This window comes from Acidisarcina polymorpha (genome assembly GCF_003330725.1).
Taxonomy (GTDB): Bacteria; Acidobacteriota; Terriglobia; order Terriglobales; family Acidobacteriaceae; genus Acidisarcina; species Acidisarcina polymorpha.
On record NZ_CP030840.1, the window covers coordinates 5,321,026 to 5,345,076 of the forward strand.

Here is a 24,051-nt window from a genome sequence, read left to right on the forward strand (position 1 = left end):
AGCCGAATCCATGACCACAGCGACCATCTTCGAGGCCAAGACAAACTTTTCCGAACTCGTAAAAAAAGCCCAGAAAGGCGAGACGGTCATCATCACCTCCGGACGCGAGAAGACGCCGGTGGCCAAGCTCGTGGCCATTGAGCCGGTGAAGAAGAAACGGCTTGGGGCGCTCTATGACCCGAACTTCGTCATGGGTGATCGTTTCTGGGAGCCTTTGCCGGAAGAGGAATCGGGCCTCTGGAGGGGTGAAGGCGATGAGGATTTTGGTTGATACTCATACCCTCGTCTGGGCAACAATCTCTCCGAAGCTCCTAAGCACCGAAGCAGCGGCAATCATCGAAGACCCGGCCACTGAGGTCTATGTCTCGGCAGCCTCCGCATGGGAAATTGCGACCAAGGTGCGCCTCGGAAGATTTCCGGAAGCAGCGAATCTGGAGAGACAGTTTCTTCAGACGATGGAAGTCGCTGGATATGTAATGCTCTCCATCGACTGCGCCTTGGCCTTGCGCGCCGCTCGTATGCCAGGAGATCACAGTGATCCATTCGATCGCATCATCGCCGCGCATGCCATTGCCGAAGACATACCGGTGATCAGCGCCGACCGCAAGCTGGATGTGTTCAAGGTGCGACGAATTTGGTGATGGTCGTTGCCTCCGGGAGTGAGAGCGCTTGGGCAGCGGCGGCCGGAACGGCCCGTTACGCGGTGCGATTCCTCCTGATCCATCCAAACAGCGGAATCCCCAACAAGATGATCCCGGTCCCGATCAGCGAGTTCTTCAGGTTCTCCACATAGGAGAAATACAGCAACAGAGCTGAAGCGAGAACAAAGAGCGCCGGGAGCACCGGATATCCCCACACCCGATAAGGGCGCACCGCGTTCGGCAATCGCCTCCTGTAAACGAAGACTGTCGTTGCCGTGATCAGGTAAAAGAGCCATTCGGCGAAGATCGCCAACTCGAACAGCTGCTGAAAACGTCCCACCGCCAGCAGCAGAACCGTAGCGAGGATCCCTTGGACAATCAACGACGTCGACGGGCTCTGGAAGCGTGGATGAATCGTCGCCATTCGCGCGAAAAAAAGCTTGTCGCGCGCAGCCGCAAAGGGAATCCGCGCCCCCGACATGATGGTCCCATTGAGCGTGACAACGATGCTGATTGCCATCGCGGCTGAAACCAGCGCAGCCCCCCAGCTGCCTCCTTTTCCTCCAACTACCAACGCCATCGCGGTAACTGCAGGACGCGGGGAAGCCGCGATCTGTGCGGCTGGCAGAATGTATTGAATGGCCGCATTCGTCGCCATGTATAGACCGCCCACAATAAACAGCCCGGCGATCAGCGCGATCGGCAAACTGCGCTCCGGACGACGAACCTCTCCGGCGACCATGGTCAAGTCGTTCCAGCCATCGTAGGCCCAGAGCGCCGCAATCAACGCGATCATGAAGCCGCCAAACCCGCCGTGCGCACCGGGAAAGAAGGTGTGGAAATTCAGCAGGCTGCCCCTCGATGAGGCGAAGCAGAAACCGGCGATCACCAGTATGAGCCCACCTTTCAACCAGGTGAAGAAGAGCTGAAACTCTCCCGCCTTGCGAATGCCAAGATAGTTCAGCCCGGTCACCAGCCACGTGGCGGCGATCGCGAAGATCTGCGACCAGGTAATCTCCCAGCCGCCGTGCAGCGTCGCGCCATCGAGCCACGCAAGCGCAGGAAAGATCGCTAGGGTGCGCGCCAGCCCGGTGGTCACGCTCGCAATCGAAGCCGGCTTGGCTACCGAAAACCATGTCCACATGTAGAGAAAGGCCGGCAAATCGCCGTAAGCGCCGCGAAGATAGACGTATTCGCCGCCGGTCGCCGGCATCATCGCGCCCAGTTCGGCATAGGTCATCGCGCCGAACAGCGACAGCAGTCCACCGACGATCCACGCCAGGTACACCATGGTCGAGGAGCCGACCGCGCGCATCATCTCTTGCGGGACTAGAAAGATGCCGCTGCCGATAATGGTCCCGACCACGATCGCGGTGGCGTGAGAGACACCCAGGACGCGAGGAAGGTCGCCGGTCCGGACCGGCGCAGTGGTCTCAATCAGCTTCGAGGATGAGTTCAGTTCCGCCAACGGTGGAGCAAGAGTACCATGCTGCAAGCTGGTTCCCCATGAGACGCCGGGAACCAGGCCAAGCCAACAACCAGCACCGCAACTAGCCCGCAACCAGCCTTTGACTAACCCTTAAATAGCCCTCAACTAACCTTTGACCGCGGCTTTGATAATCGGCGGCGCACTCACCGCCGCCTTGACCTGCGGATCTCCGCCAATCAGTCGAAGCAGCGCCTCGGTCATGTGCCCATCGATCGATGCAGCCTGCCGGATGATGACCGGGAAACGCAGCCAAAGTTGTAAGCCGCCGTCGACGAGCTGCAGGTTCGATTGAATGCCTGGCGCGTCCATGCTCGAATCCATCCACGATTCCAGGTTCCGGTGTTGCTTCTCGATCTCCTGGCGATAGCTGTCATAGACATCCTGGACGGACTTCTGGATCTTCTCCACCGCTGGCCGGTAGTCGCCGTCAGCGGCCAGCTTCACCGTCAACTCATGCCAGATGTATTCGGTCCCCGGAAGCTGTTTGAAAAGCGGAGTCCCGGCCTGAAACAAGACCGCATTCGAGAAAACCGCGACCCTCCCCGTCGGATAGAGATCGGTGCCACTGCCCGCCAGCTCGAGCACGTAGAACCGCACCAGTCCGACCTCTGCGACATCACCGGTGACCGTGGCAATCGTGATGCGGTCGCCGACTCGCACCCCATACCGGCCGATGATGAAGAAATAGGCGGCCACCGAGAGCAATATCGTTTGCAACCCCACTGCCAGGCCCGCAGTGATAAATCCGGCAAAGGTAGCCAGGGAGCTGAACTGTGTCACCACCCCGAAGATCATCACCAGGCCGCTTAGGAAACCGATGATCAGTCGCCGCACCAGGAGCAGCTGCCGCCGTCGGCGCACGTCCTGGACATACCTCGTTGTGGCCCGCCGCCATACTTCGCCCAACGCGAAGATGATTGCCAGCGCTACCGCGATCCCGGCCACTCGGAAGAGCAATGAACTTAATATTGACTTGTATTCCTCATCGACTGCCCGGCGCCATGCCTGCAGACTCGCCCCGCTTTGCTCCAGAGTGACGATCTCCTGGCTTAACGGCACCGCCGCCGCTGAAATGCCCTTAAAGGTCAACGTCAACTGGTCGAAGGTCTTCCGCGTCTCGGCCAGTGTCGGAGCCGGGTTAGCGGCCGGTGCAGCTGCCCCAGCCGCGGACCCTCCAGGATGAGTAGCCGCAGGATGAGTTGCCGGAGCAGCGGGAAGTGGTGTCGCGGCGATCTGCTGCGACAAAGCCTCTCCCTGGGAAATCGTCCGTCTCAAAACATTGCTCAACGGCGTCCGCAGCTCGAGTGCCTGCTGATGAACGCTGTTGGCTTCCCGGGCCAGGTTGTCAATGCTTTGTCTGGCTGCTAAGAGGTGAAAAAGAACGATAGCCTGGCTCGACACCCCCGCGCTTCGTGCCGCACTCAGGTTCTCCAGCGTCGGCGCGACGCTCGTCGATTTGCCGGCAGTCAGCCCGGGTGCGGAACGCTCCAGTTGACCGACTTGCGCTGCAAAACCGGTATCGTTCGATGTCACCGAAATCCCGGTGATCTTGGCCAGCGCGTCTTCCATCGCCGATTGCAGCTCTAGCTCGCCTGCCACCTCTTCTCGTTGTTGCCGCAGTCCAGCAATGTCGCGAGCCCGCGCCGTCTGCAATTGCTTGTCCAGGTCGGCTGACTGCGCCTTCAACGCGGCGATCCGCTGGGCGACGCTGTCTCGCATCGTCTGCAGCCTCTGCGCCTGGCTCTCCGGGGCCGGGGTGTCCGATTGGCCGCCGCTCGTCCTGGCCATAATGGCGGCCTCGGCCTTCGCGGATTGAAACGCGAATCCCGCGACCTGCGCGGCCAGCGTCACCGCCTGGTCGCGATAGATCAGATCGCTCGGCTCGCCCACTTTCTGGATAGGAGCTTCGGAATCATGGTAGAACCGCAGCACCGCGTTCAGATGGAGCAAGATGGCTTTGCTGCGCCCGGCTACATCATTCTCCCCCGGCTGATTGGTCGGCTGCGTTGGCAGGGACGGAGACTGCGCCGGAACCGGCGACGCTGTCTTCCCGGGAGCAGAGGGCGCTGGGGTTTGCGTCTGGGCCGCGGTTGGATCCGCCGCCTTCTGCTCTGCACGCACGGTGTGGCGGCTCTGGAAAAACATCGAGCCGAAAAAGAGCGAGAGAGCAAGCACCGCCGCATTCAAGACATATCGAATTGCGAATTTTTGATGAAGACTGTACTTCGAATATTTCTGCCGGAATCGCCAATCAACCATGTTCCATAGGATCACAGAAGACGTCGAAAGGTTAGTTGCTGCCCCTCTCACCCAAGCACCGAGCGCAGACTCTCCGGAAGCTGCGACTCGGACGCCTCGATCGCATCGAAAAGTTCTTGACTCGAAACCGGCCCGAGCGAGACCAGCCGCATCCACGGCCAGCGAACGCGCATGACGCTGGCGAGCGCGATCTTCTCTTCCGCAGGCAGCGAATCGTCGTACACCGCTGCATCGAAATATTGCGTCTCTGCGTAAATTTCCGCATAGCAGATGTTTTCTGCCAGAGTAACGTCAAACCGAGAGCCTTCTAACCCGGACTTTTTTCGATCCAGAGAGGGCGACGGTGCGCCAACCAGCAGTATCGAAGACGTGGTCGGAATTTCCTTGGATTTGCTGGCGCGCTTTTTCGACATGCCTCTATTCTGAGTGGCGCCATCAATGAAAACAATCGCCGCCGCCACATGCTTTGGTGCCGTCAAACATTCGCAGGCCGTTTATCTTCTCTGAACGACATCCTCGTAATCACCACGCGCACAAGACCGTAGCAGCACCCCAGTCCCATATCGTGGGTCTTCTTCGGAGCTCTCCCCAAAGACCTCTGCCTCGATACCCGACCATGAGGCTGCGCTGGCTTGCCGAGCCGGGCGCTTTTCGTTATCGTTGACCTTCCGTCATCGAGAGCGCTGCGCCGGGTCCATGCCGCGAGTGCCATCGCATTGACGCACTATTCACGAGGTGACAGTGTACAACCCGAATCGCCGGAGCTTTATCAAGACAGCAGGAGTGGCGACCGCGACCGCATTCGCCGGAACCAAATTGCACATCCTGGCCGCGGCCCAGAATGAGCCCGCTGCCCCGGTCTCTGCGAACGACCACATCCAGATAGCCCTCATTGGCGCGGGTGGCCAGGGCATGGGTGATACCAAGGTTGCCTTGGAGGTTCCCGGCGTCAAGCTGGTTGCCGTTGCCGACTGCTACAACGGCCGCCTGGATCATTCCAAAGAACTCTGGGGCAGTGACATCTTCACCACTCGCGACTACGGCGAGATCCTGGCCCGCAAAGACATCGACGCCGTCATCATCGGGACGCCCGACCACTGGCACAAACAGGCCTCGATCGACGCCATGAAGGCCGGCAAGGATGTCTACTGCGAGAAGCCGATGATTCATCTCTACTCCGATGGGCCGGAAATGATCGAGACATCGCGGTCGACCAAGCGCATCTTGCAAGTAGGCAGCCAGCGAGTCAGCTCGATGGTCTATGCCAAAACCAAGGAGCTGCTCGCTTCAGGCGCCATCGGCCAGTTGAATATGGTGACTGCGCATTGGGACCGGAACTCTTCGCAGGGCGCGTGGAGCTATACCGTCCCGCTCGATGCCTCAACCGAGACCTGCGATTGGCCGCGTTTTCTGGGAACCGCCCCTAAGATTCCCTTCAATGCGGAACACTTTTTTCAATGGCGTAAGTGGAAAGCCTATGGAACCGGTGTGGCCGGCGACCTCTTCGTTCATCTCTTCAGTGGAACCCATTTCATCACCGGCTCTCACGGCCCCACCCGCGGCATGGCGACCGGCGGCCTGCGTTTCTGGAAGGACGGCCGCGATGTTCCCGACGTGATGCTGGCGCTCTTCGATTATCCCGACTTCAATCTGAACCTGCGCGTCAACTTCGTCGACGGTGGCTCAGAGAGCGAAGGCCTGCTCTTTACCGGCTCGGAAGGAATGCTCGAAATCGGCGGCAACGGCGTCACCGTCAGCCGCACACCGCTCGCAAAAGGACCGGGACTCACCATCGGCACCTTTACCGAAGCGATGCAAAAGCAGATAACCGCCCAGTATATGGAGAAGTATCCGCCTGTCCACGCGACCGGCGAGCCTCCGCTAGCGACCGAACGATATCAAGCGCCTCATGGATACAGCGACAGTTACGATCACTTTCATAACTTCTTCGACTCCGTGCGAACCAGGAAGCCGGTTGTCGAAGATGCGGTCTTCGGCTTCCGCGCGGCTGGCGCGGCTTTGCTTAGTAACTTGAGTTACGAGAAAGATGCCATCGTCCATTGGAATCCCGAAGAGATGAAGTTGGTTGGGCACGAACGTAGTTAGGCGCACCGGGCCGTTTGCCTCTCCGGAAGTCAGGATTGTTGGGAAGTCAGGAATACTGGACCAACCGCTTCTCAGCTTTCCTGCTCCAGCGGATCCTCAATCAATCCTTCCGCCCTGCCCAGCAGTGTCCGTTCCTGCAGCATCGACATCGTCAGTCTCTGGCTTTGTTGCAAGTCTTCCAGGAAGTCGTTCTCAATGGTTCGAGCTAATTCTCGATCAAGCGCCGCCAGATTCACCTCATCGTTGAGCGCGAACGAGCGATGATCGAAGTTCGTGGATCCAACAACACTCCAGAGCCCGTCAACCGTCATCAACTTGGCGTGGATCATCGAAGGCTGATACTCGAAGATCTCCGCGCCGCCCTCGAGCAGATGGCGGACGCTGTGGTGACTCATCCTCCGGATCATCGGATGATCGATGCGCGGACCCGCGGTGAGGATCTGCACTTGCACCCCGCGCCGCCTTACCGCCTCCACCAGTGCGCGGCGTGCGCTTCTATCGGGCAGGAAATAGGGTGTCGTGATCCGAATGCTCTTTCGCGCGCTCTTGATCAAGGCTTGAAAGAGGATCCGCGCTTGTGTGCCACCACCATGCGGGGTGCTCGAGACCACAAAGCTGGTCGATCCCTCGGGCAGCGCTCGAAACGCGAATTGTGCCGATCCTGAAAGGATCTCGCCCGAAGATTCAAGCCAGTTCTCGCAGAAGGTGGATATCAGTCCCGCAACCGCTTCGCCTTCGACGCAAAAAACCGTGTCTCGCCAGACCGGTGCCTTTGCTGTCGCATGAAGCCAGAAATCCGCGATGCCCGCGCCGCCGATAAACCCGGTCTCGCCATCGACGATCATCAGCTTGCGATGCGTGCGGTTGTTGACCTTCTGCCAGGTGTCCCAGCGGATGGGATGATACCACCGCATCTTACCGCCGGCGGCGCGAAGTTCATCGAAGTAGCTGAGGTGGGTGCTGAAGCTGCCCAGCGCATCTACGATGATCCTGACTTCAACGCCGGCCCGCGCTCGTTCCGCCAGCGCGTCGAGAAACTCGCGCCCGACCTCACCCTCCATAAACTCGTAAGTTTCCAGGTTGATCGCATGCTTCGCGCGCCGGATCGCCTCGAGCTGCGCCCTATAAAACTCGCTGCCGTTTTTGAGCCGGGTCATCCGCGACCTACGGACCGTGCCGTCCGTGATCAGACTGAGAAACTGCACGAATTCCTCCGAGTCGAGCGCCATACCCGGGTCGTCCGGCATGGAATAGGGAATCGACGGGCCGAAGAAATCAAGCAACACACGCGAGCCATAAAGCACCATCCCCCCAACGCCAATAGCGGCCAGGGCTCGCGTCGCCGTGCGCGATCGGTTTTGAGCGGGAGTGTCAGCCATGCAAGGCAAGAATACTAGGGCCAGGTTACAACGGGGTAGCTTGTGCAACGAAGGGGCTCGGCCTCAGCCGCTGAGGGAACACTCGGCCGACAATCAGTGAGTAGCGGAACGCACGTCTCTCAGGAACTCCGCCAGCGTTGGCCGATAACGCGGATCACTTGTAGGCGACGGGCCCAGCAGAACCAGCAATCTCGGGCCATTCGCGGCGGCCTGGTTCAGAATGATGGGCGACGCTGGTTGTTTTCCACTCGCGACCAACCCCGCCGCTGGCTCTCCCAACACCAGACCCAGCTGCTGCAACTTTGGCATGATCTCGAAGCGGTCCCGGAAGAGCCACTGAATGGGCAGCAGATGAGTGCGGGAGTCCGCCTCAATAAGGCTTAAGGCCGGAGGCGCTGGATTCTCAAGCACCAGCGCTGGCGACTCCCGATGCCGCACGGCCGCCTCCACAGCGATGGTTGCTCCGAGTCCCGATCCGTAAAGAACGATTGACTTCGGATCGAGATGCCGGATGTCCGTGAGATAGTTCCACGCGGCATCGGCGTCTTCGTATACCCGGCTTTCGGAAGGGTGATCGTTGACGCTATTCCCGAAGCCGCGATAGTCGAAAGCAAAGATGTTGGCCCCGAGCGAATGCAGCGTCTTGAGCTGCTCTCCTACATTCGCAAGCGAACCGCTGCCGTCGTGAAAAAAAAGGATGGTTCGGTCCGCGAGAAGGGCGTTCGCCTCCGCCGGGATCCACCAGCCGTTGAGCTGAGCTATGCCGGTGCCGGTGTAGTCGAAACGAACGTCGTCATACCTGAGGCCGAGCGATGCTGGTGTCGTCGCGACCGCTCGCGAGGGATGAAACACCACCTGCCATTGACCTTGATAGAAGAGCAGGCAGAGGGTCAGATAGGCGGAGATCGCCGCAAACCCAACCACCGCGAGCAATGCATAGAGCAACCAGCGCCCGCTGACCAGTGGCTGTTGTTGCGCCAACGGGTCTTGCCAGCCTGGCGGCGGCGTGCGGGCCGACCTTCGTTCTGCCGTACGGGTGGCCTTCGAACCGGAATTGCGAGGGGTGGACGGCTTCGCGCTCATCGTCTAACCGAAGCCTAGTTCGTCCGAGGATTCAAGCGGCGTGCCGCAGACGCGGCAGATCACCGCCGAGCAGTCCCCACAAACCAGCGGATCCAGAACAACCCGCGCACAGGTCGCGCACCACAGTTGTGCGGACTCAACTTGATCCGGCGGCGAGGGCTGATTCTGCAAAGGCATCCCGAGAAAAGCGTAGCATGTCGGGATCTCCGGGCAGGCGCCAGCCAAGTATGCCATCTGCGAATTCCGCCATACGCCCATACTCCTATTGCCTTCCCATAAGACCATGTGCTATATATTGCTTGCCAATAGGAGGAGTATGGGAGACAAGCCCGATGTCTGGCAGGGCACACTCGCCCTGATGGTCCTCAAAACTTTGGAGACGATGGGGCCGCAGCATGGCTACGGCATCGCCCGCCGCATCGAACAGACCAGCGGCAATCTCCTCTCGCTCAATTACGGCACCCTCTATCCGGCGCTCCTGAAGCTCGAGCAGGAGGGCGCGATCTCCTCAGAATGGGGAATGTCGGAGAACAATCGCAAGGCTAAGTTCTACAAACTTACCCGCTCCGGGCGCAAGCAGCTGGAGCGCGCTGCCCGCGACTGGGAGCAAGCCACTGCCATCGTCGGGCGCTTTCTCTCTCCAGCCGAGGAGGCGTGATGCAATCCCACTTGATCTCATTCCCCGCCAGCCTCAGGGCGCTTTGGCTCCGCCTCCGGGCGGCAATCGACCCCGGCCGCGCCAATCGCGACTTCTCCGCCGAGCTTCAGAGTCATCTCGACATGCATATCGAAGATAACGTCCGCTCCGGCATGACTCTGAAAGAAGCACGCCGGCAGGCGCTGATCCAACTCGGCGGCTTTGAGCAGACCCAGCAGGCATGGCGGGAGCGCAATACGCTCCCCATGCTCGAGACCCTCTGTAAGGACATCCAATTCGGCCTGCGCACCATGGCCCGCAACCCCGCATTCACCGCGGTCGCCATCCTCACCCTCGCCATCGGCATCGGCGTCACCGCAACTGTCTTCTCCTGGATCGATACGGTGCTGCTCCGGCCGCTTGGCGGCGTGACCGATCCGCAGCATCTGCTCACCCTGGAGGCGGTGACCGCCAATGGCGCGTATATTCCGAACTCCTATCCCGACTATCGCGACTTTCGCGACAACCTCAAGCTGCTGGACGGAATCGCCGTCACTCACCCGGCAATCTTCAGCATCGGCAAAGACGATCATGCCGAGCGCGCCTGGGGTGAACTCGTCTCCGGAAACTACTTCGCCGTGCTCGGAGTCAGCCCACAGCTTGGGCGCGTCTTCTCCCCGCAAGAATACAGCGACAAACCCGGCGCATTTCCCATCGCCGTGATCAGCGATCGCTATTGGAGGTCGCACTATAACGCCAATCCAGAGATCGTCGGCAAGACGATCCGGGTGAACCAGCACGAGTTGACGGTTGTCGGTATCGCGCCTCCCGCATTCCATGGCTCCATCCCCGCCGAGGCATTCGACCTATGGGTGCCATACATGGAGCAGCCCACGCTCAATGGTGTCGACGAGTGGATGCTGCGCGATCGCGGTGACCGCAATATGCTCGGCATCGCCCGTCTGAGAGCGGGAGTGACCATGCAGCAGGCGCAAGCCGAACTCGCGGCGCTGGCCGCGAGAATGGCGATCGCCGACGCCGACATGGACCAGGGCATGAGCGCCATTCTCCTGCCTCTCTGGAAATCGCCTCACGGTCCCCAGGGCCTGCTCGCCGGTCCGCTGCGCATCCTGATGGGCGTCTGCATTCTCGTCCTTCTGGTGGTTTGCGCGAACGTCGCGAATCTGTTGCTCGCCCGCGCCACCGTGCGCGAGAAAGAATTCAGCACCCGCCTCGCCCTCGGCGCTGGTCGCGGACGCCTCACTCGCCAGGTGCTCACCGAGACCCTGTTGCTGACCGCCTCCGGAGCAGCGCTCGGCATCGCCATCACCCCGTGGATGAGCCGCGCGCTCCAGGCGCTGATGCCACCCGGACAGTTATCGCTCTCCCTCGACACGCCCATCAATCTGCATGTTCTCGCCTTCGCCGCCGGTATCGGCTTGCTGACCACCATCGCCGCTGGAGTCTTCCCCGCCATGCAAGCCGGGCGCACCGATCTCAACACCCGGCTCAACGAGGGCGGTCGCAGCGGCCTCGCCGGTCGTGGCCGCCATCGCCTGCGCTCCGCTCTCGTGGCCTCCGAAGTCGCGCTCGCTCTGGTCGCGCTGGTCTGCGCCGGCCTCTTTGCCCAGGGATTCGCCGAGACCAGCCGCATCGATCCCGGCTTCGATCCCAATCACGTTCTCCTCAGTCAGTTCTCGCTCGCCACCAACGGCTATAGCCTCGAACAGCGCAAACTCTTCTCACGTAGATTGAAAGCGAAGCTGGAGTCAGTCTCGGGAGTGACCAATGTGGCCTATGCAGACGGCGTCCCGCTCGGCTTTGAACCTAGCTGGTGGGAAGACCTCCAGATCGACGGCTACGTCCCGGCGTCTGGCGAGAACATGAAGACCTTCCGCAACGTCGTATCTCCCGGCTATCTCGGACTCATGCACATCCCGCTGCTCGACGGCCGCGACTTCAACGAACAGGACGATGAAAACTCCCAGCCGGTCATGATCGTGAACCAGACCTTCGTCCAACGCTTCCTCGGCGGCGGCAGCGTCATCGGCCGGCGCGTTCATGGCTGGGGCCAATGGTTTCGCATCGTCGGCGTCGCGAAGGACAGCAAATACCACTACCCCAACGAATCCCCGGTCCCATACTTCTACGTGCCTTTCCGGCAAATCTACCGCGCCGACATGAACCTCGCGTTCTATGTACGAACCAAGCTCGAACCGATGACTGTCCTGGCCGCCTTGCGGTCCGCGGTCCACGAAATAGACCCCAGTGTCACCGTCTTCAACCCGATTCCATTGAAGGACTATATCGGCGCATCCCTCTACCCGCAGAAGCTGGCTGCCACGCTGCTCACCATACTCGGAGGATTAGCCGTGCTGCTCGCCGCTGTTGGCCTCTACAGCGTTATGGCCTACGCCGTCGCCCAGCGCACCCAGGAAATCGGCGTCCGAATGGCGCTCGGCGCCAGGCCGCGAGATGTGTTGAACCTCGTCGTCGGTCAGGGACTTACATTAACCGGTTGGGGACTCGCGGCAGGTGCTGTGTTGGCCTTCGGGGTGGCCCGCAGCGTCGCCGCCATCGAGTTCACCGACTCGGCGATGGGTAGCGGCGCCAAGCTGATGGGGTCTCCCGCGAGCAACCCCGCGATCTATGCCGGAGCCGCGCTCTTGCTCTGCGCGGTCGGCGCTCTGGCAGCCTATCTCCCCGCGCGCCGCGCCGCGTCCATCGACCCTATGCGCGCGCTAAGAACCGAATAGGAGATAGATCCCAAGACTCAACGGGCGGCCGCCAGAACGTGATAGCTGTGCACCAGAAATTGGCCCCCCAGCACCAGCAGCCAGATCCAAAGCGCCAGGCGCAACGGACGCCGTGGAATCGTCCCGCTCACTAACGTCCCGGAGACCGCTCCGAACACGCCGCCTACGATGAGATGGATCAACAACTGAGGGTCAGTGGCGTGCGAGAACCAGTGCGCGCCGCTCCCGATCAGCGACATCAGGAAGCCAAAGACGATGTCCGTCCCGACCACCTGCGCGGGGAGCAACGGCGTCAGCGCCAGCAGCGCCGCGCTACCCAATGCTCCCGCGCCAGCAGAGGAAAACCCGACCTCCGCCCCCACCGGAAACATCAGCCACGGCAGGATAGGGCTGCGGTCCGCCGCATCTGGCTTCCACCCTGCTGGCCGCAGAGATGCGTAGATCTGCCAGCTCGCCGTGCCCACCAGGATCGCGCCAAGCAGCGCATTGATCAGGTTTTGTGAGCCACCGGTCACCAGATGCTTCAATGCGAAGGAGCCGACGAGAACCCCCGGAACTCCGCCCAGAAGCATGTAGCCAAGCGTCCGCCATGCCACCTGCTGACGAAAGATCTGCGCCGGTACCAGCACCAGCTTGACTGCCGCTGAAAAGGTGAGTCCGATGGCGACCGCAACCGGCGCAGGGACGCCCAGGAACAGGATCAGCACCGGCACCGTGACCGTGCCAGCACCCACGCCGGTGAGTGCAATGAACAGCGCGATCATGAATCCAATGGCGTACTGCATTCACACCTCAGAGGTTGTTGCGTTCCTGATTCCTACTTCGCCGGAGCTGCTTCGATGTGAATCCCGCATTCCACTTTGCGCCCCGCCCATCGCCCGGAACGAGGATCGTTCGGATCGAGCGGCAGCGTCGTACATGGCTCGCAGCCGATCGACGAATAGCCCCGCTCGTAGAGCGGCAGCAGCGGAATCTCTAATCGTTCGCAGGCCTGCCAGACATCGCGTGTTGACCAGGCCGCCAGCGGCGCAAGCTTCTGCACCTGGCGTCCTCCAGGCAGCGTGAAGAGCGCCGACTCTTCAAGCGCCGCGCGGCTCTTCGCCTGCTCGCGTCTCAATCCGGTAAGCCAGATCCGGTATTCCCCCACCGCCTTGAAAAGCGGCTCGACTTTGCGCAGCTTGCAGCACTGGTCGGGCGCCGTTTGATAGAGCAGCCCGTGCTCGGCTTCCTGCTCGGCAACCGTCTTCTCTGGAAGCAGGTTGATTAGATTCAATCCCCACTCCCGGCTCATCCGGTCGCGATATTCATAAGTCTCGGCAAAGTGATACCCAGTGTCGAGAAAGAGGATCGGAATCCTCTTATCGAACTCGATCGCCAGCTTGGTCAGCAGCACATCCTCCGCCTGAAAACTGCAAGTCAGGCAGGCATCGTGGTGCCCCGTCAGTACCTGCGCGAGTACGCTGCGTACCTGATCGATCTTGACCGATGCTTGATCGACAGCATCCGTCTGGTTCGGAAGAATCAAAGTACTCATCGTCTCTCACTCTCCTCGGAGCTGCCGACTGCGTGTGCACCGGCCATCACTCCGCTCGTCGCCAGCAGCTGGTGCAAGGCGGCCAGCCCTGCCTCTGGATCGACACTGCTCGCGACGATCTGCTGTCCATTCACCTCGGCACGCAACCATTCCCCATCGGCGATCGTCACCAGAAGCGCCAGCAAGCCCGACTGCGCCGCCCACTCAGCCTGCCTTACCTCCAAGCAGCGAATCGTCACTGCATGAGTTACAAATAGCGAACGCTCGACCCGGTCGATCCATTCCGATGGCCCGTTTAGTGCAAGAATGCCGCCGTGATGCCCCCAACGCGCAGCCCGTTCGCCGGCGCTGACCGCGCCCACCGGCAGTTCCGAGATGACTCCATCCATCTCGCGGCCTAGGACTTCGGTGACCATGCCCGCTGCCACCGTGCTGTTCGTCTCCGCATCGATCAGGATGAAGGCCCCGGTAATCCGGTTGTCGACGTAGCGGTCTAGCGGGATCGGTCGCACCAGTTGCACCGTCGCCACGCCAAGCCCGTTCATCTCCAGCGTCTCTGCCGGCTCATGCGCAAGCGAGCGAATATCGGTCCGGTAGTCGACTGCAGCGATGACTGCCGGTACAGTTTGACTGGTGTGTTTCAGTAGGTAGCGCCGGTTGCGCTCCAGCGTATGTCCGTCCATCCACACCAGCGCCGCCTTGCACCCCCGGGCCACAATCGCCGGGGTCTCCGCCGCCACCAGCAGATCGCCGCGGCTGATGTCCAGTTCGTGGCTCAGTGTCAGCGTTATTGAAAGTGGCGCATAAGCTTCTGCCAGATCGCCATCATAAGTAACAATGCGAGTTACTTGTGCAGAGCGCCCCGACGGCAGCACCGTCACTGTGTCTCCGGGGCGGACCGTTCCTGAAGCAATCTGACCCGCAAAACCGCGAAAATCCTGGTCCGGACGAAGCACCCGCTGTACGGGAAAGCGGAGCGGCGCATTCCGTGTATCGATGGAAGCGGGAAGCGTCTCCAGCAGTTCCAGCAGAGACGGGCCGCGGTACCACGGCATCGCTCCCGAACCATGCACGACATTGTCTCCGGCCAGCGCGCTGACTGGCACGAAAATTGGCTGGACGGGACTGCCCGTATCCGCGGCGATCTGTTTTAACACTTCGCCGAAATCCAGCTCAATGGTGCGAAATGTGTCCTCGTCATAGTCAACCAGGTCCATCTTGTTGACCGCGACTAGAATGTGGCGCACCCCAAGCAGAGATGCAATATAAGCATGTCGCCGTGACTGTGACAGAACTCCCTTGCGCGCATCGAGCAGCACCACCGCCGCATCCGCCGTCGAGGCGCCGGTCGCCATGTTGCGCGTGTATTGCTCATGGCCTGGCGTGTCCGCGATGATGAACTTGCGCCGTGCCGTCGAAAAGTACCGGTAGGCCACATCGATGGTGATGCCTTGTTCCCGCTCTGCTCGCAGCCCATCGGTCAACAGCGCGAAATCGATCTGCCCCGGAGCCGTCGTCCCCTTGCCCTCAATCGATCGCACCTGGTCTTCATAGACGCTCTGGGTGTCATAGAGAAGCCGTCCAATCAACGTGGACTTCCCATCATCCACGCTACCGGCCGTCGAGAACCGGAGCATGTCCTTGCTCCGCTCCTGTGCCAGGAAGTCCTCGATCAAAAATGCAGGCGCCAGAGTCTCAGTCGCCATCAGAAATAGCCCTCGCGCTTCTTCAACTCCATTGAGCCTTCCTGATCATGGTCGATCGCACGATTGGCTCGCTCTGAGGAACGGAACGAGAGCAACTCGGCAATGATGGCCGGGATGCTCTCTGCCTCTGAGCGAATCGCTCCGGTGCACGGGCTGCAGCCGAGCGATCGCAGCCGCGACTTGACCATCTGCGGCCGTTCTCCCGGCCGGGCGACAAACGTCTGTTCAACCGGTAGCAGTTCCTTGCCGCGCACGTACATCGGACGTTCTTTCGCAAAATACAGATCCACGACCGGGATGTTTTCTTCGTGGATGTACTGCCACACATCCATCTCCGTCCAATTCGAAAGCGGAAAAACCCGGATGCTTTCACCCGGGTGCACCCGCGCATTGTAGAGGTTCCACAGCTCGGGTCGCTGGTTCTTCGGGTCCCATTGACCAGCGCTGTCGCGGAAGGAATAGATGCGCTCCTTGGCGCGCGATTTCTCCTCATCGCGCCGGGCTCCCCCAAACGCCGCATCGAAGCCATAGTAGGTGAGAGCATCCAGCAATGCTTGGGTCTTGAGCAGCCCACAGCAGCGCTTCGTGTCCAGTACGATCGGGTTTGTCCCCGCTGCGATCGCGGGCTCGTTCCGCCAGACCAGCAGCTCAGCGCCAATGGAGCGCGCCATCTCGTCGCGAAATTCCAGCATCTCCGCGAACTTGAAGCCGGTATCGATATGAAGCAGCGGGAAGGGAATTGGCGCCGGGTAAAACGCCTTCTGCGCCAGCCGCAGCATGACCGAAGAGTCTTTGCCAATCGAGTAGAGCATCACCGGCTTCGCGAACTCCGAAGCCACTTCGCGAAGGATATGAATGCTCTCGGCTTCCAGCAGTTGAAGATGGCTCAGGTGCGGCACACTGCTCGGCATCGCTCGCTGTTGGTCGCTCTCGATCACGGTCATGCAAATCTCTCTGTGAGGGAAGTTGCTGAATCCGGGTCGATACGAGTCACACCCGGCGAGTCAGCTTCGGGTGTTCTTCTGATAAGTTGCTAAAGGGAAATCAGAGATTAGAGCAGACACCCGTCGAAGATGTTCGATGGGCAACAACAGAAACGGCTATCGCGATGAATCACCACTTGACGATCCTAGCAGACGGCAGAGGCAGGTACAAGTTGAGTTCAGCGGGAGGACTTGTGCTCATCCCGCTGCTTCTCCGCTCCGCATCGCAAGCTCCGTGGCGAAGACACGCTCCTCGTCGTCGCAAACAAACAAGTGACACTCCATCGGTTCCAGACACTGCTGCCAATCGCCCGCCAACGGGTCGCCGCCATCAAGAAAGAAGTGGCACGCATTCGCGCCACAAGCACAAGGCTCATCGCAAGCCTTAAAAGCGTGATCGCTAAGGACCTCACCGCCTTTGGGCGAAGATAGCTCCGATTTGCTCGTACTCTGCGGGGAAGAGGAGTACTTCCGCCAGGCCAAAGAGGAGACCGTCTCGAAGTAGCCAGGTATGTGGTTCGCCATACCTACAGTGTGATGCTAAAACCCTGCTATGCCGTGAACAAAAGCGGAGGAGGTATCCTGGCTAGCAACAACCCGGACCACCCTCGTGACGAGTGCATGTTCTCATTCGAGTGACTACTCTCCCCGGTCAACTCGTATTCCGGGAATGCAGCCATGACTCACTACCTCTATGGAGTCCCAAAAGACTCCGCCAGGATCTGCTTGGCAAGCCGCACCTCATCCGCGCTCACCGTGTGGGCCCGGCCCGGGTAGCGGCGCGTCGTCACCTTCCCCTGCATTCGCGCAATGACATCAGCGGACTCCTGCACACGCTCCCACGGCACATGCGGATCGGGATCGCCCGAGCCGAACAAGGCCGGCGTTCCCTCAAGATCGCCGGCATAGTCCATCACCATACCCAGAGGACCAATCAAGCCGCCCGTAAAGGCAATTAGCCCCGCATATCTTGCGGGATGCCTGGCAATGTATTCGGTTGAAAGACAAGCTCCCTGAGAAAAACCGCAGACCACGATCCGCTCCTCGGAAATCCCGTTTTCCTTAGCCAGCTCGATCGTGGTTGCAATCTTCTTCAGCGCCGACGACAACCACGGTTCGTTCTGTTCCCGTGGCGCCAGAAAAGAGTGAGGGTACCAGCTATGTCCCGCCGCACTCGGAGCAAGATAAGCAAGCGATGGATGATACATAGCCGGCGCAAGATTAAGGATGTCCGTAGCTGAAGCACCCCGTCCGTGCAGCATGATGACCGCGCCCGCTGCTTGCTTCAATCCCACGCCGATCCGCTGTACCGGCTCCAGAGCGTGAGGATCGGCGTTCGATTGCCCGTTCGTCATACGGCGCTGCTTGCCTTGTGAAGTTCCAGCTTCGCCAGTCGCTGTTCCACCCACGCGCGTCGCGGCTCCAGCCACTCGGGAATGCGAAGCTCCTCGCCAAGCGACTCCAGCGGTTCGTCCAGTGCGAACCCCGGCGGGTCTGTCGCCAGCTCGAATAACACCCCGCCCGGCTCGCGGAAGTAGATGGATTGGAAGTAAGTGCGGTCCATCACCGGAGTCACGTCGAGATACTTTCCTATCTCTTCCCGCCACTCCAGTTGCGCCGCATTATCGGGAGCACGGAACGCAATGTGATGGACGCTTCCCGCCCCAGTCCGTCCATAGGCGGCATTCGGATCGAGAATCAAGTCAATCTGATTTCCCGGGGCGTCGCCGTCTGCCGCGAACCGCAACCGGTTTCCCTCTTCCGCAATCTTGTGAAATCCCAGCACATTCAGGAGATTACCGGTATTCTCGCCATCGTGTTCGAGCAGCGTCACGCCGGAGAACCCTCGAATCGCATGTTCCTGCGGCACCGAGGCAAACCGCGAGGGATTGGCCGCCGTCGCCTCGCCATAGGCCACGATCTCGAGCTTCATCCCCTCCGGATCCGCGAAGCTGAGCACCTCTTCCTCGAAGCGTCTGCCGCTCTCTTTTACCGGCAATCCCCGTTCGAGCAGGCGTCGTCTCCAGTAGCCGAGCGAATTCGATGGCACGCGAAAAGCAGTCTGCGCCACCTCGCCTGCCCCCGACACTCCACGAGCCGACTGCGGCCAGGGGAAAAAGGTAAGGATGGTGCCCGGCGTTCCCGCATCGTCGCCAAAGTAAAAATGATAAGTTCCCGGATCATCGAAGTTCACCGTGCGCTTCACAAAGCGCAGGCCTAAAACTTCGGTGTAAAAGTCCAGATTGCGCTGCGGGTCGGAGGCAATCGCGGTGACGTGATGAAGCCCAACAATAGGTTTCGGCATAAGCCCTGCTTTCAAGCTTTCGATGCTAAAACCTTCAAAAGGGCGCAAACCAGAGCCTGAAGGCGGCACGGCTTCCCAGCCGTGCCATACGCTCAGGAAAATGAGGCGGCTTCAGAGCAGACGAAGCTGGACAACTCAATCAGACTTCCTCTGGAAACAGGCGATGCTCTCCAACCAGTAGCCTACCTACAACGCCACGGCCACCGCCTTGGTCTCCAGATAGTTCTGCACTGCTTCCTCACCCTTCTCTCTGCCCCAGCCCGACTCCTTATACCCGCCAAACGGGAGCGTGGCATCGAAAATATTATGGCAATTGATCCAGACCGTCCCCGCGCGAATCCGCCGGGCCAACTTGTGCGCCGTGCTGAGGTCGTCTGTCCAGATGCTGGCAGCGAGCCCGAAAACAGTGTCGTTCGCCTCGGCGGCGATCCGGTCTAAATCGTCGTCAGAGAAGCGCTGCGCACAAACCACCGGGCCGAAGATCTCTTCCTTCACCACCTTCATCTCCGGCATCGTCTTCGCCAGCACCGTGGGTTGAACAAAATATCCGCGGTCGCCGGTACTGTGGCCTCCCGTAAGGACTTCAGCACCCTCATCGACACCCGCCCGGATATACCCGGTCACCCGTTGAAACTGCTCGTCACTGACCAGCGGGCCAAGTTCCGTGCTCGGGTCCATGCCCGGCCCGATTTTGATCTTGGCGGCGATGCGGCTCACTCCTTCAACCACCTGGTCGAAAACCTTTTCGTGCACCATCAGCCTCGAACCCGCGCAGCAGCACTGCCCCTGGTTGAAGAAGATCGCGCTGGCTGTGCCGGCAATCGCCCGATCCATGTCGGCATCGGGGAAGACGATCGCCGGGCTCTTGCCGCCAAGCTCCAGCGTGACCTTCTTCAGGTTTCCCGCCGCCGCCCTGACGATCAGCCGGCCTACCTCCGTCGAACCCGTGAACGCTACCTTGTCCACCATCTCGTGCGCCGCCAGCGGAGCCCCCGCGCCTTCACCGAAGCCGGTGAGCACATTGACGACGCCCTCCGGAAATCCCGCTTCATGGATCAATTCCGCCAGCCGCAGCCCCGATAGCGGCGTCTGCTCCGCCAGCTTCAACACCACCGTGCAGCCGGCAGCCAGCGCTGGACCAAGCTTCCAGGCCGCCATCAGCAGCGGAAAATTCCACGGAATAATCTGGGCCGCCACTCCAACCGGCTCCCGCAGCGTATAAGAATGAAATTCGCCAGGTGAGGAGAGTGATAGCGTCGAACCACTAATCTTCGTCGCCCAGCCCCCCATGTAGCGGAACATATCGACCGCCAGCGGAACGTCGGCTGCCCTGGCGACCACCACCGGCTTGCCGTTGTCGATCGACTCCAGCTCGGCGAATTCCTCAAGATGCTTTTCCAGCAGGTCGCCCAGCTTCCACAATAAGCGTCCTCGCTCCGACGGCTTCATCCGCGCCCACGGACCATTGTCGAAGGCCGCGCGCGCCGCCCGCACCGCGCGATCGACGTCCTCGGCTTCGGCCTCCGGTACATGGGCGATCACTTCGCCTGTCGCCGGGTTATAAACTGGAAATGTCTTGCCGGATGCTGCCACGACGAACCGCCCGTCGATGAACATCCGGTGTTTCTGGCCAATGAAATCAGCGGTGCGCGTACTCACCCGCGAATCGATTGGAAGAGTTGCCATAAATACCTCCGGCGGGTCTTGAAAATTGCTCAAACAAACAAAAGCTCGAGACGAATTTCCGGGTGTCATTGGACCCGACCCGCGTGCTGCCGAAAACAATAGCACCGGAGGAAAACGGTTGGCGAATGACTTCCAAAAAACTAAATGCGACTATACGGGTCCAGCGCGAATCAAGTTTCTTCAGCCCTCGTCGAACCAAGCTGACTGCGACTGCGTCCTAACTAAAAGCGGAGGAATTTATTGAATAGCAGTGACGTGTTGCAAGCCTGGTCGGTGATTCTTGCCGGCAATCGCCCCTCCTTATCCATTGAGATAACCAAGGAATGCCCACTTCGCTGCCCCGGCTGCTACGCCTTCGATGCCGCCCATCTGGGAGGCGAAACCGAGTTGCGCCAGCTCTCCGATTTCAAGGGAACCGACCTCGTCAGTAGAATCCTCGAGATCGTCGACCGCGAAAAACCACTGCATGTCTCGCTCGTCGGTGGAGATCCCCTGGTTCGCTACCGCGAGCTGGAGTTGCTCCTCCCCCAGCTCGATAGCCGCAAGATCCACACCCAGATTGTCACCAGCGCCTTTCGCGTGATTCCGCAAGAGTGGATGCGATTCAAGCGCCTGACCGTCTCCGTCTCCGTCGACGGACTTCAGCCCGAGCATGACGAGCGTCGCAAACCCGCAACCTATGATCGTATCCTCAAGAACATTGCCGGCGCCAAAGTCACAATCCACTCCACCATCACTGGCAACATCGCCGGTCGCCCCGGCTATCATGAAGAATTCCTCCGCTTCTGGAGCGATCGTCCCGAAGTCGAAAAGGTCTGGTTCAGCTTGTTCACTCCACAACGCGGAGCCACCGGTCCGGAAATCCTCACGCCCGAGCAGCGCGTCCTTGTGGTCGACGAACTGCTCCGCCTCCGTCCGCTGTATCCCAAGCTCGAAATGCCCCCGTATCTGATTCGCGAGATTCTCTCTCCGCCAAAGAGTCCCGACGACTGCATCTTTGCCCGCACCACCCACACGATCTCGGCCGATCTTCGGACTAAAATCACTCCATGCCAGTTCGGAGGCGACCCCGACTGCTCGCAATGTGGATGCATGGCGTCGATGGCGCTCGCCGCCGTTGGACACTACCGGGTCATTGGCGGCTTGACCGCCGGGCACCTCTTCCGAGCCTCCGACCGCGTCGGCTCCGCCTGGAAGAAACTGAAAAGCGGCTTCGGAGAACCACCCCCAGAGCCAACTCCTACCCCGTTCACCATCTTGTAAGCGCCTTCAAAGAAGGCTCCTTCCACCCAGTGGGATCAGCCCGATCCCACTCAGCCCCGGGTGCGCCTTAAATTCACAACACGCTACTTGTCTCCCGAGAACGCACTACACGCGACTTGTCATCCTGAGCGCAGCGAAGGATCTGCGTTTCCAGCAAATATGCATCACGGTCATCACGTCTTCAATAAACTGAAGACTCACCACCGTAGAAGAAAAGCATCAACCTCGGCGCGCGTCGGCATCGAGGGTTGAGCACCCTGCCGGGTGACCGAAATCGCCGCCACCGCGGAAGCAAATCTCGCCGCCGCGACCGGCTCCAATCCTTCGCTGAGTGCAACCCCAAAGCCGCCATTGAAAGCGTCACCAGCAGCCGTTGTGTCGCAAGCCTTGACCGCGAACGCCGGCACATGCGCGCGAATACCGCCCGCCGTTGCCAGATAAACTCCATCCTCGCCCATCTTCAGGACCACCCCGCGAATGCCCCTCTCCAGCAGCGCCTCCGCCCGTGAGCGTGCTCGTTCTAACGAAAAGCCATCGATGCTCGCGCCCAAAAGAATCTCCGCCTCAGTTGTATTCGGAGTGATCCAGGCAAGCTGCTTCAATAGTTCCCGAGGTAAGCTCTGCGCCGGAGCCGGATCGAGCATCAGCGGCACTCCCCCGCGAAAAGCGATCTCGCCGAGCGCACCCACCGCATCGAGCGGCGTCTCCAGTTGAACCAGCACCAGCGCTGCTGAAAGTATCAGTTCGCGATGCGCGTCAATGTCGCTTGGCGACACCAGCGCATTCGCCCCCGAGACCACCACGATGCTGTTTTCCCCAGAGGCCTCGCGAGTAATCAGAGCCACGCCGGAGGGTCCCTCCGCCTCGCCGACCGCCGCCGCATCGACTCCGGCTTCAACCAGCCGAGACCGCAGGTCGGCGCCAAAGCTGTCCCGTCCCAGCTTCCCGATCATGCTGCATGGGTAGCCCAGCTTGGCCACAGCGACCGCCTGGTTCGCACCCTTGCCGCCCGGAAAAACCGCGAAGCTATCGCCCAGAATCGTCTCACCTGGTCTCGGAATTCGCTCCGCGCCAACCACCAGATCTGAATTGATACTGCCAACCACCACAATCGGTTTCATCTTCGCCCACCATACAGCGGTGCGACGGCTACCAGCACCAGCCCCGCCAGAAACAGCGCAAACATCAAAGGAAGCAAACGCCGCGCGTTCGCAGGAGCAGTCTTGAACTCCCGCCACACAAAGACGCCCCACAATGCCGAGATCATGGTTGCTCCCTGGCCGATCGCGTACGATACCGCCGGACCCACAATCCGCGCGTCTGAAGCCACAAAGTTAAATACTGCTCCGGTACACCAGATCGCTCCGCCGAGCGCGCCCCAAAGATGCCAGCTCGGGCGTCCTTCGAAATAATCCCGGAAGCTCACCGCCGCCGCTCCAGTGATCGAGCGCTTCATCATGAAGAAGTTGACCGGTATCGTGCATAACAAAACTCCAGCCGAAAAAACGAACGCCACCGCATACGGACCCAGAGAATGCTCCCCACTCCCGGCCTTCGAAACCAGCGGGTAGAAGAGTCCCATCAGCACCCCGCAAACCACGCTGATCTGGATCCCTTTCGCGCTGACCCCGCGCCGCACCGTCTCCCGTCGGCGATAGGCGAGCGCATCGACCAGGATCGCCATGACTACCAGAAAGACCCCGCTAAACAGCAGCAGAGGACTTCCCGCCGGGGCAATGAGAAAGTTCAACAGCACCCCAACCACCAGCGCCAGCCCGATGCCGACCGGAAACGCCACCGCCATCCCCGCGATTTCAATCGCCGCCACCAGCAGTACATTTGCGACATTGAAGACCGCTCCGCCAGCCAGGGCGAGCAGCAGATGGCTTCTATCCGCCTGCTGCAAATTCCCCAGGAAAGCGTTCGCACCTCCATGCACGCTTCCCAGGCTCACTCCCCAGGCAGCGCTCGCCACCAGGATCCCGATCGCATAGTCCCAGTAGAAAAGCTGGAACGACCATCCCGGCGTCAGCTTCAGCGTGTTCGCCCACGAGCCCCAGCACAACATGCTCAGCAGCATCAGCAGCAGCGCAATTCCATAAGTCTCAGGCTGGTACATTCCCGGTTTCCGCTTTCCTCAAGGGTGTCGAAGTAGGTTGATAGTAGAGGCTGACCCTGAATAGGCCGAGCAGCCGTGCCATCGTGAAAGTAAATGGAATGCTTC

The 24,051-nt window shown here is 60.3% G+C and carries 21 protein-coding genes; 7 read left to right on the forward strand and 14 right to left on the reverse strand.

The window, feature by feature from the left end:
- Positions 1 to 10: 10 nt before the first annotated feature.
- Together ACPOL_RS22610 and ACPOL_RS22615 are read left to right on the forward strand one after the other, a co-directional pair.
- Entirely contained in the window at positions 11 to 271 is a 261-nt protein-coding gene (locus ACPOL_RS22610; RefSeq protein WP_114209059.1) for a type II toxin-antitoxin system Phd/YefM family antitoxin, read from the forward strand.
- A complete protein-coding gene (locus ACPOL_RS22615) occupies positions 255 to 641 on the forward strand; it encodes a type II toxin-antitoxin system VapC family toxin (RefSeq protein ID WP_114209060.1) in 387 nt (128 codons plus the stop codon). Before ACPOL_RS22610 ends, ACPOL_RS22615 begins: the two co-directional genes overlap by 17 nt.
- A gap of 55 nt (positions 642 to 696) precedes the next feature.
- On the opposite strand, the gene ACPOL_RS22620 is transcribed toward ACPOL_RS22615, so the two are convergent.
- From ACPOL_RS22620 to ACPOL_RS22630, 3 genes are all read right to left on the reverse strand, one after another.
- Positions 697 to 2,136, reverse strand: a complete 1,440-nt coding sequence (locus ACPOL_RS22620; protein WP_236656961.1) for an APC family permease — start codon at positions 2,134 to 2,136, stop codon at positions 697 to 699.
- 99 nt (positions 2,137 to 2,235) lie between these two features.
- The gene (locus tag ACPOL_RS22625) at positions 2,236 to 4,389 is read right to left on the reverse strand and encodes a mechanosensitive ion channel family protein (RefSeq protein WP_114209061.1); all 2,154 of its coding nucleotides are present in this window, start codon (positions 4,387 to 4,389) and stop codon (positions 2,236 to 2,238) included.
- A gap of 47 nt (positions 4,390 to 4,436) precedes the next feature.
- Positions 4,437 to 4,802, reverse strand: coding sequence for a hypothetical protein (locus tag ACPOL_RS22630; protein WP_150133101.1), 366 nt, complete (start codon positions 4,800 to 4,802; stop codon positions 4,437 to 4,439).
- A 328-nt stretch (positions 4,803 to 5,130) separates the two neighbouring features.
- Here ACPOL_RS22630 and ACPOL_RS22635 point away from each other — a divergent pair, with 328 nt between their 5' ends.
- The gene (locus ACPOL_RS22635) at positions 5,131 to 6,495 is read left to right on the forward strand and encodes a Gfo/Idh/MocA family protein (RefSeq protein ID WP_114209063.1); all 1,365 of its coding nucleotides are present in this window, start codon (positions 5,131 to 5,133) and stop codon (positions 6,493 to 6,495) included.
- Positions 6,496 to 6,566: 71 nt separating this feature from the next.
- On the opposite strand, the gene ACPOL_RS22640 is transcribed toward ACPOL_RS22635, so the two are convergent.
- Positions 6,567 to 7,874 carry a phospholipase D-like domain-containing protein gene (locus ACPOL_RS22640; RefSeq protein ID WP_114209064.1) on the reverse strand — a complete coding sequence of 436 codons (1,308 nt, stop codon included), beginning with the start codon at positions 7,872 to 7,874 and terminating at the stop codon, positions 6,567 to 6,569.
- Between the two features lie 93 nt (positions 7,875 to 7,967).
- Positions 7,968 to 8,957 (reverse strand): alpha/beta hydrolase, encoded by a 990-nt coding sequence (locus ACPOL_RS22645; RefSeq protein ID WP_114209065.1) that lies wholly within the window; start codon positions 8,955 to 8,957, stop codon positions 7,968 to 7,970.
- 316 nt (positions 8,958 to 9,273) lie between these two features.
- Here ACPOL_RS22645 and ACPOL_RS22650 point away from each other — a divergent pair, with 316 nt between their 5' ends.
- On the forward strand, positions 9,274 to 9,615 hold the full coding sequence (locus ACPOL_RS22650) for a PadR family transcriptional regulator (RefSeq protein WP_114209066.1): 342 nt from the start codon (positions 9,274 to 9,276) through the stop codon (positions 9,613 to 9,615).
- A complete protein-coding gene (locus tag ACPOL_RS22655) occupies positions 9,615 to 12,350 on the forward strand; it encodes an ABC transporter permease (protein WP_114209067.1) in 2,736 nt (911 codons plus the stop codon). Before ACPOL_RS22650 ends, ACPOL_RS22655 begins: the two co-directional genes overlap by 1 nt.
- 17 nt (positions 12,351 to 12,367) lie before the next feature.
- Here ACPOL_RS22655 and ACPOL_RS22660 read toward each other — a convergent pair whose 3' ends face one another.
- The 4 genes from ACPOL_RS22660 to cysD are packed head-to-tail and all read right to left on the reverse strand — an operon-like array spanning position 12,368 to position 16,534.
- Positions 12,368 to 13,135, reverse strand: coding sequence for a sulfite exporter TauE/SafE family protein (locus ACPOL_RS22660; RefSeq protein ID WP_114209068.1), 768 nt, complete (start codon positions 13,133 to 13,135; stop codon positions 12,368 to 12,370).
- Between the two features lie 32 nt (positions 13,136 to 13,167).
- A complete protein-coding gene (locus tag ACPOL_RS22665) occupies positions 13,168 to 13,884 on the reverse strand; it encodes a phosphoadenylyl-sulfate reductase (protein ID WP_114209069.1) in 717 nt (238 codons plus the stop codon).
- Positions 13,881 to 15,590, reverse strand: coding sequence for a sulfate adenylyltransferase subunit CysN (gene cysN / locus ACPOL_RS22670; protein WP_114209070.1), 1,710 nt, complete (start codon positions 15,588 to 15,590; stop codon positions 13,881 to 13,883). Before cysN ends, ACPOL_RS22665 begins: the two co-directional genes overlap by 4 nt.
- Positions 15,590 to 16,534, reverse strand: coding sequence for a sulfate adenylyltransferase subunit CysD (gene cysD / locus ACPOL_RS22675; protein WP_114209071.1), 945 nt, complete (start codon positions 16,532 to 16,534; stop codon positions 15,590 to 15,592). Before cysD ends, cysN begins: the two co-directional genes overlap by 1 nt.
- 231 nt (positions 16,535 to 16,765) lie before the next feature.
- Here cysD and ACPOL_RS35040 point away from each other — a divergent pair, with 231 nt between their 5' ends.
- Positions 16,766 to 17,005 (forward strand): hypothetical protein, encoded by a 240-nt coding sequence (locus ACPOL_RS35040; protein WP_114209072.1) that lies wholly within the window; start codon positions 16,766 to 16,768, stop codon positions 17,003 to 17,005.
- 260 nt (positions 17,006 to 17,265) lie between these two features.
- Here ACPOL_RS35040 and ACPOL_RS22685 read toward each other — a convergent pair whose 3' ends face one another.
- The 3 genes from ACPOL_RS22685 to ACPOL_RS22695 form a co-directional block, all read right to left on the reverse strand.
- Positions 17,266 to 17,928 carry an alpha/beta hydrolase gene (locus ACPOL_RS22685; protein WP_114209073.1) on the reverse strand — a complete coding sequence of 221 codons (663 nt, stop codon included), beginning with the start codon at positions 17,926 to 17,928 and terminating at the stop codon, positions 17,266 to 17,268.
- On the reverse strand, positions 17,925 to 18,878 hold the full coding sequence (locus ACPOL_RS22690; protein WP_114209074.1) for a ring-cleaving dioxygenase: 954 nt from the start codon (positions 18,876 to 18,878) through the stop codon (positions 17,925 to 17,927). Before ACPOL_RS22690 ends, ACPOL_RS22685 begins: the two co-directional genes overlap by 4 nt.
- A 186-nt stretch (positions 18,879 to 19,064) precedes the next feature.
- A complete protein-coding gene (locus ACPOL_RS22695) occupies positions 19,065 to 20,564 on the reverse strand; it encodes an aldehyde dehydrogenase family protein (protein WP_114209075.1) in 1,500 nt (499 codons plus the stop codon).
- A gap of 240 nt (positions 20,565 to 20,804) precedes the next feature.
- Here ACPOL_RS22695 and ACPOL_RS22700 point away from each other — a divergent pair, with 240 nt between their 5' ends.
- Positions 20,805 to 21,827, forward strand: a complete 1,023-nt coding sequence (locus ACPOL_RS22700) for a radical SAM protein (protein WP_114209076.1) — start codon at positions 20,805 to 20,807, stop codon at positions 21,825 to 21,827.
- Positions 21,828 to 22,024: 197 nt separating this feature from the next.
- Here ACPOL_RS22700 and rbsK read toward each other — a convergent pair whose 3' ends face one another.
- Positions 22,025 to 22,948 (reverse strand): ribokinase, encoded by a 924-nt coding sequence (gene rbsK / locus ACPOL_RS22705; RefSeq protein WP_114209077.1) that lies wholly within the window; start codon positions 22,946 to 22,948, stop codon positions 22,025 to 22,027.
- Positions 22,945 to 23,946 (reverse strand): GRP family sugar transporter, encoded by a 1,002-nt coding sequence (locus ACPOL_RS22710; protein ID WP_114209078.1) that lies wholly within the window; start codon positions 23,944 to 23,946, stop codon positions 22,945 to 22,947. The genes rbsK and ACPOL_RS22710 overlap by 4 nt, the downstream gene beginning before the upstream one ends.
- Between the last annotated feature and the right edge of the window lie 105 nt (positions 23,947 to 24,051).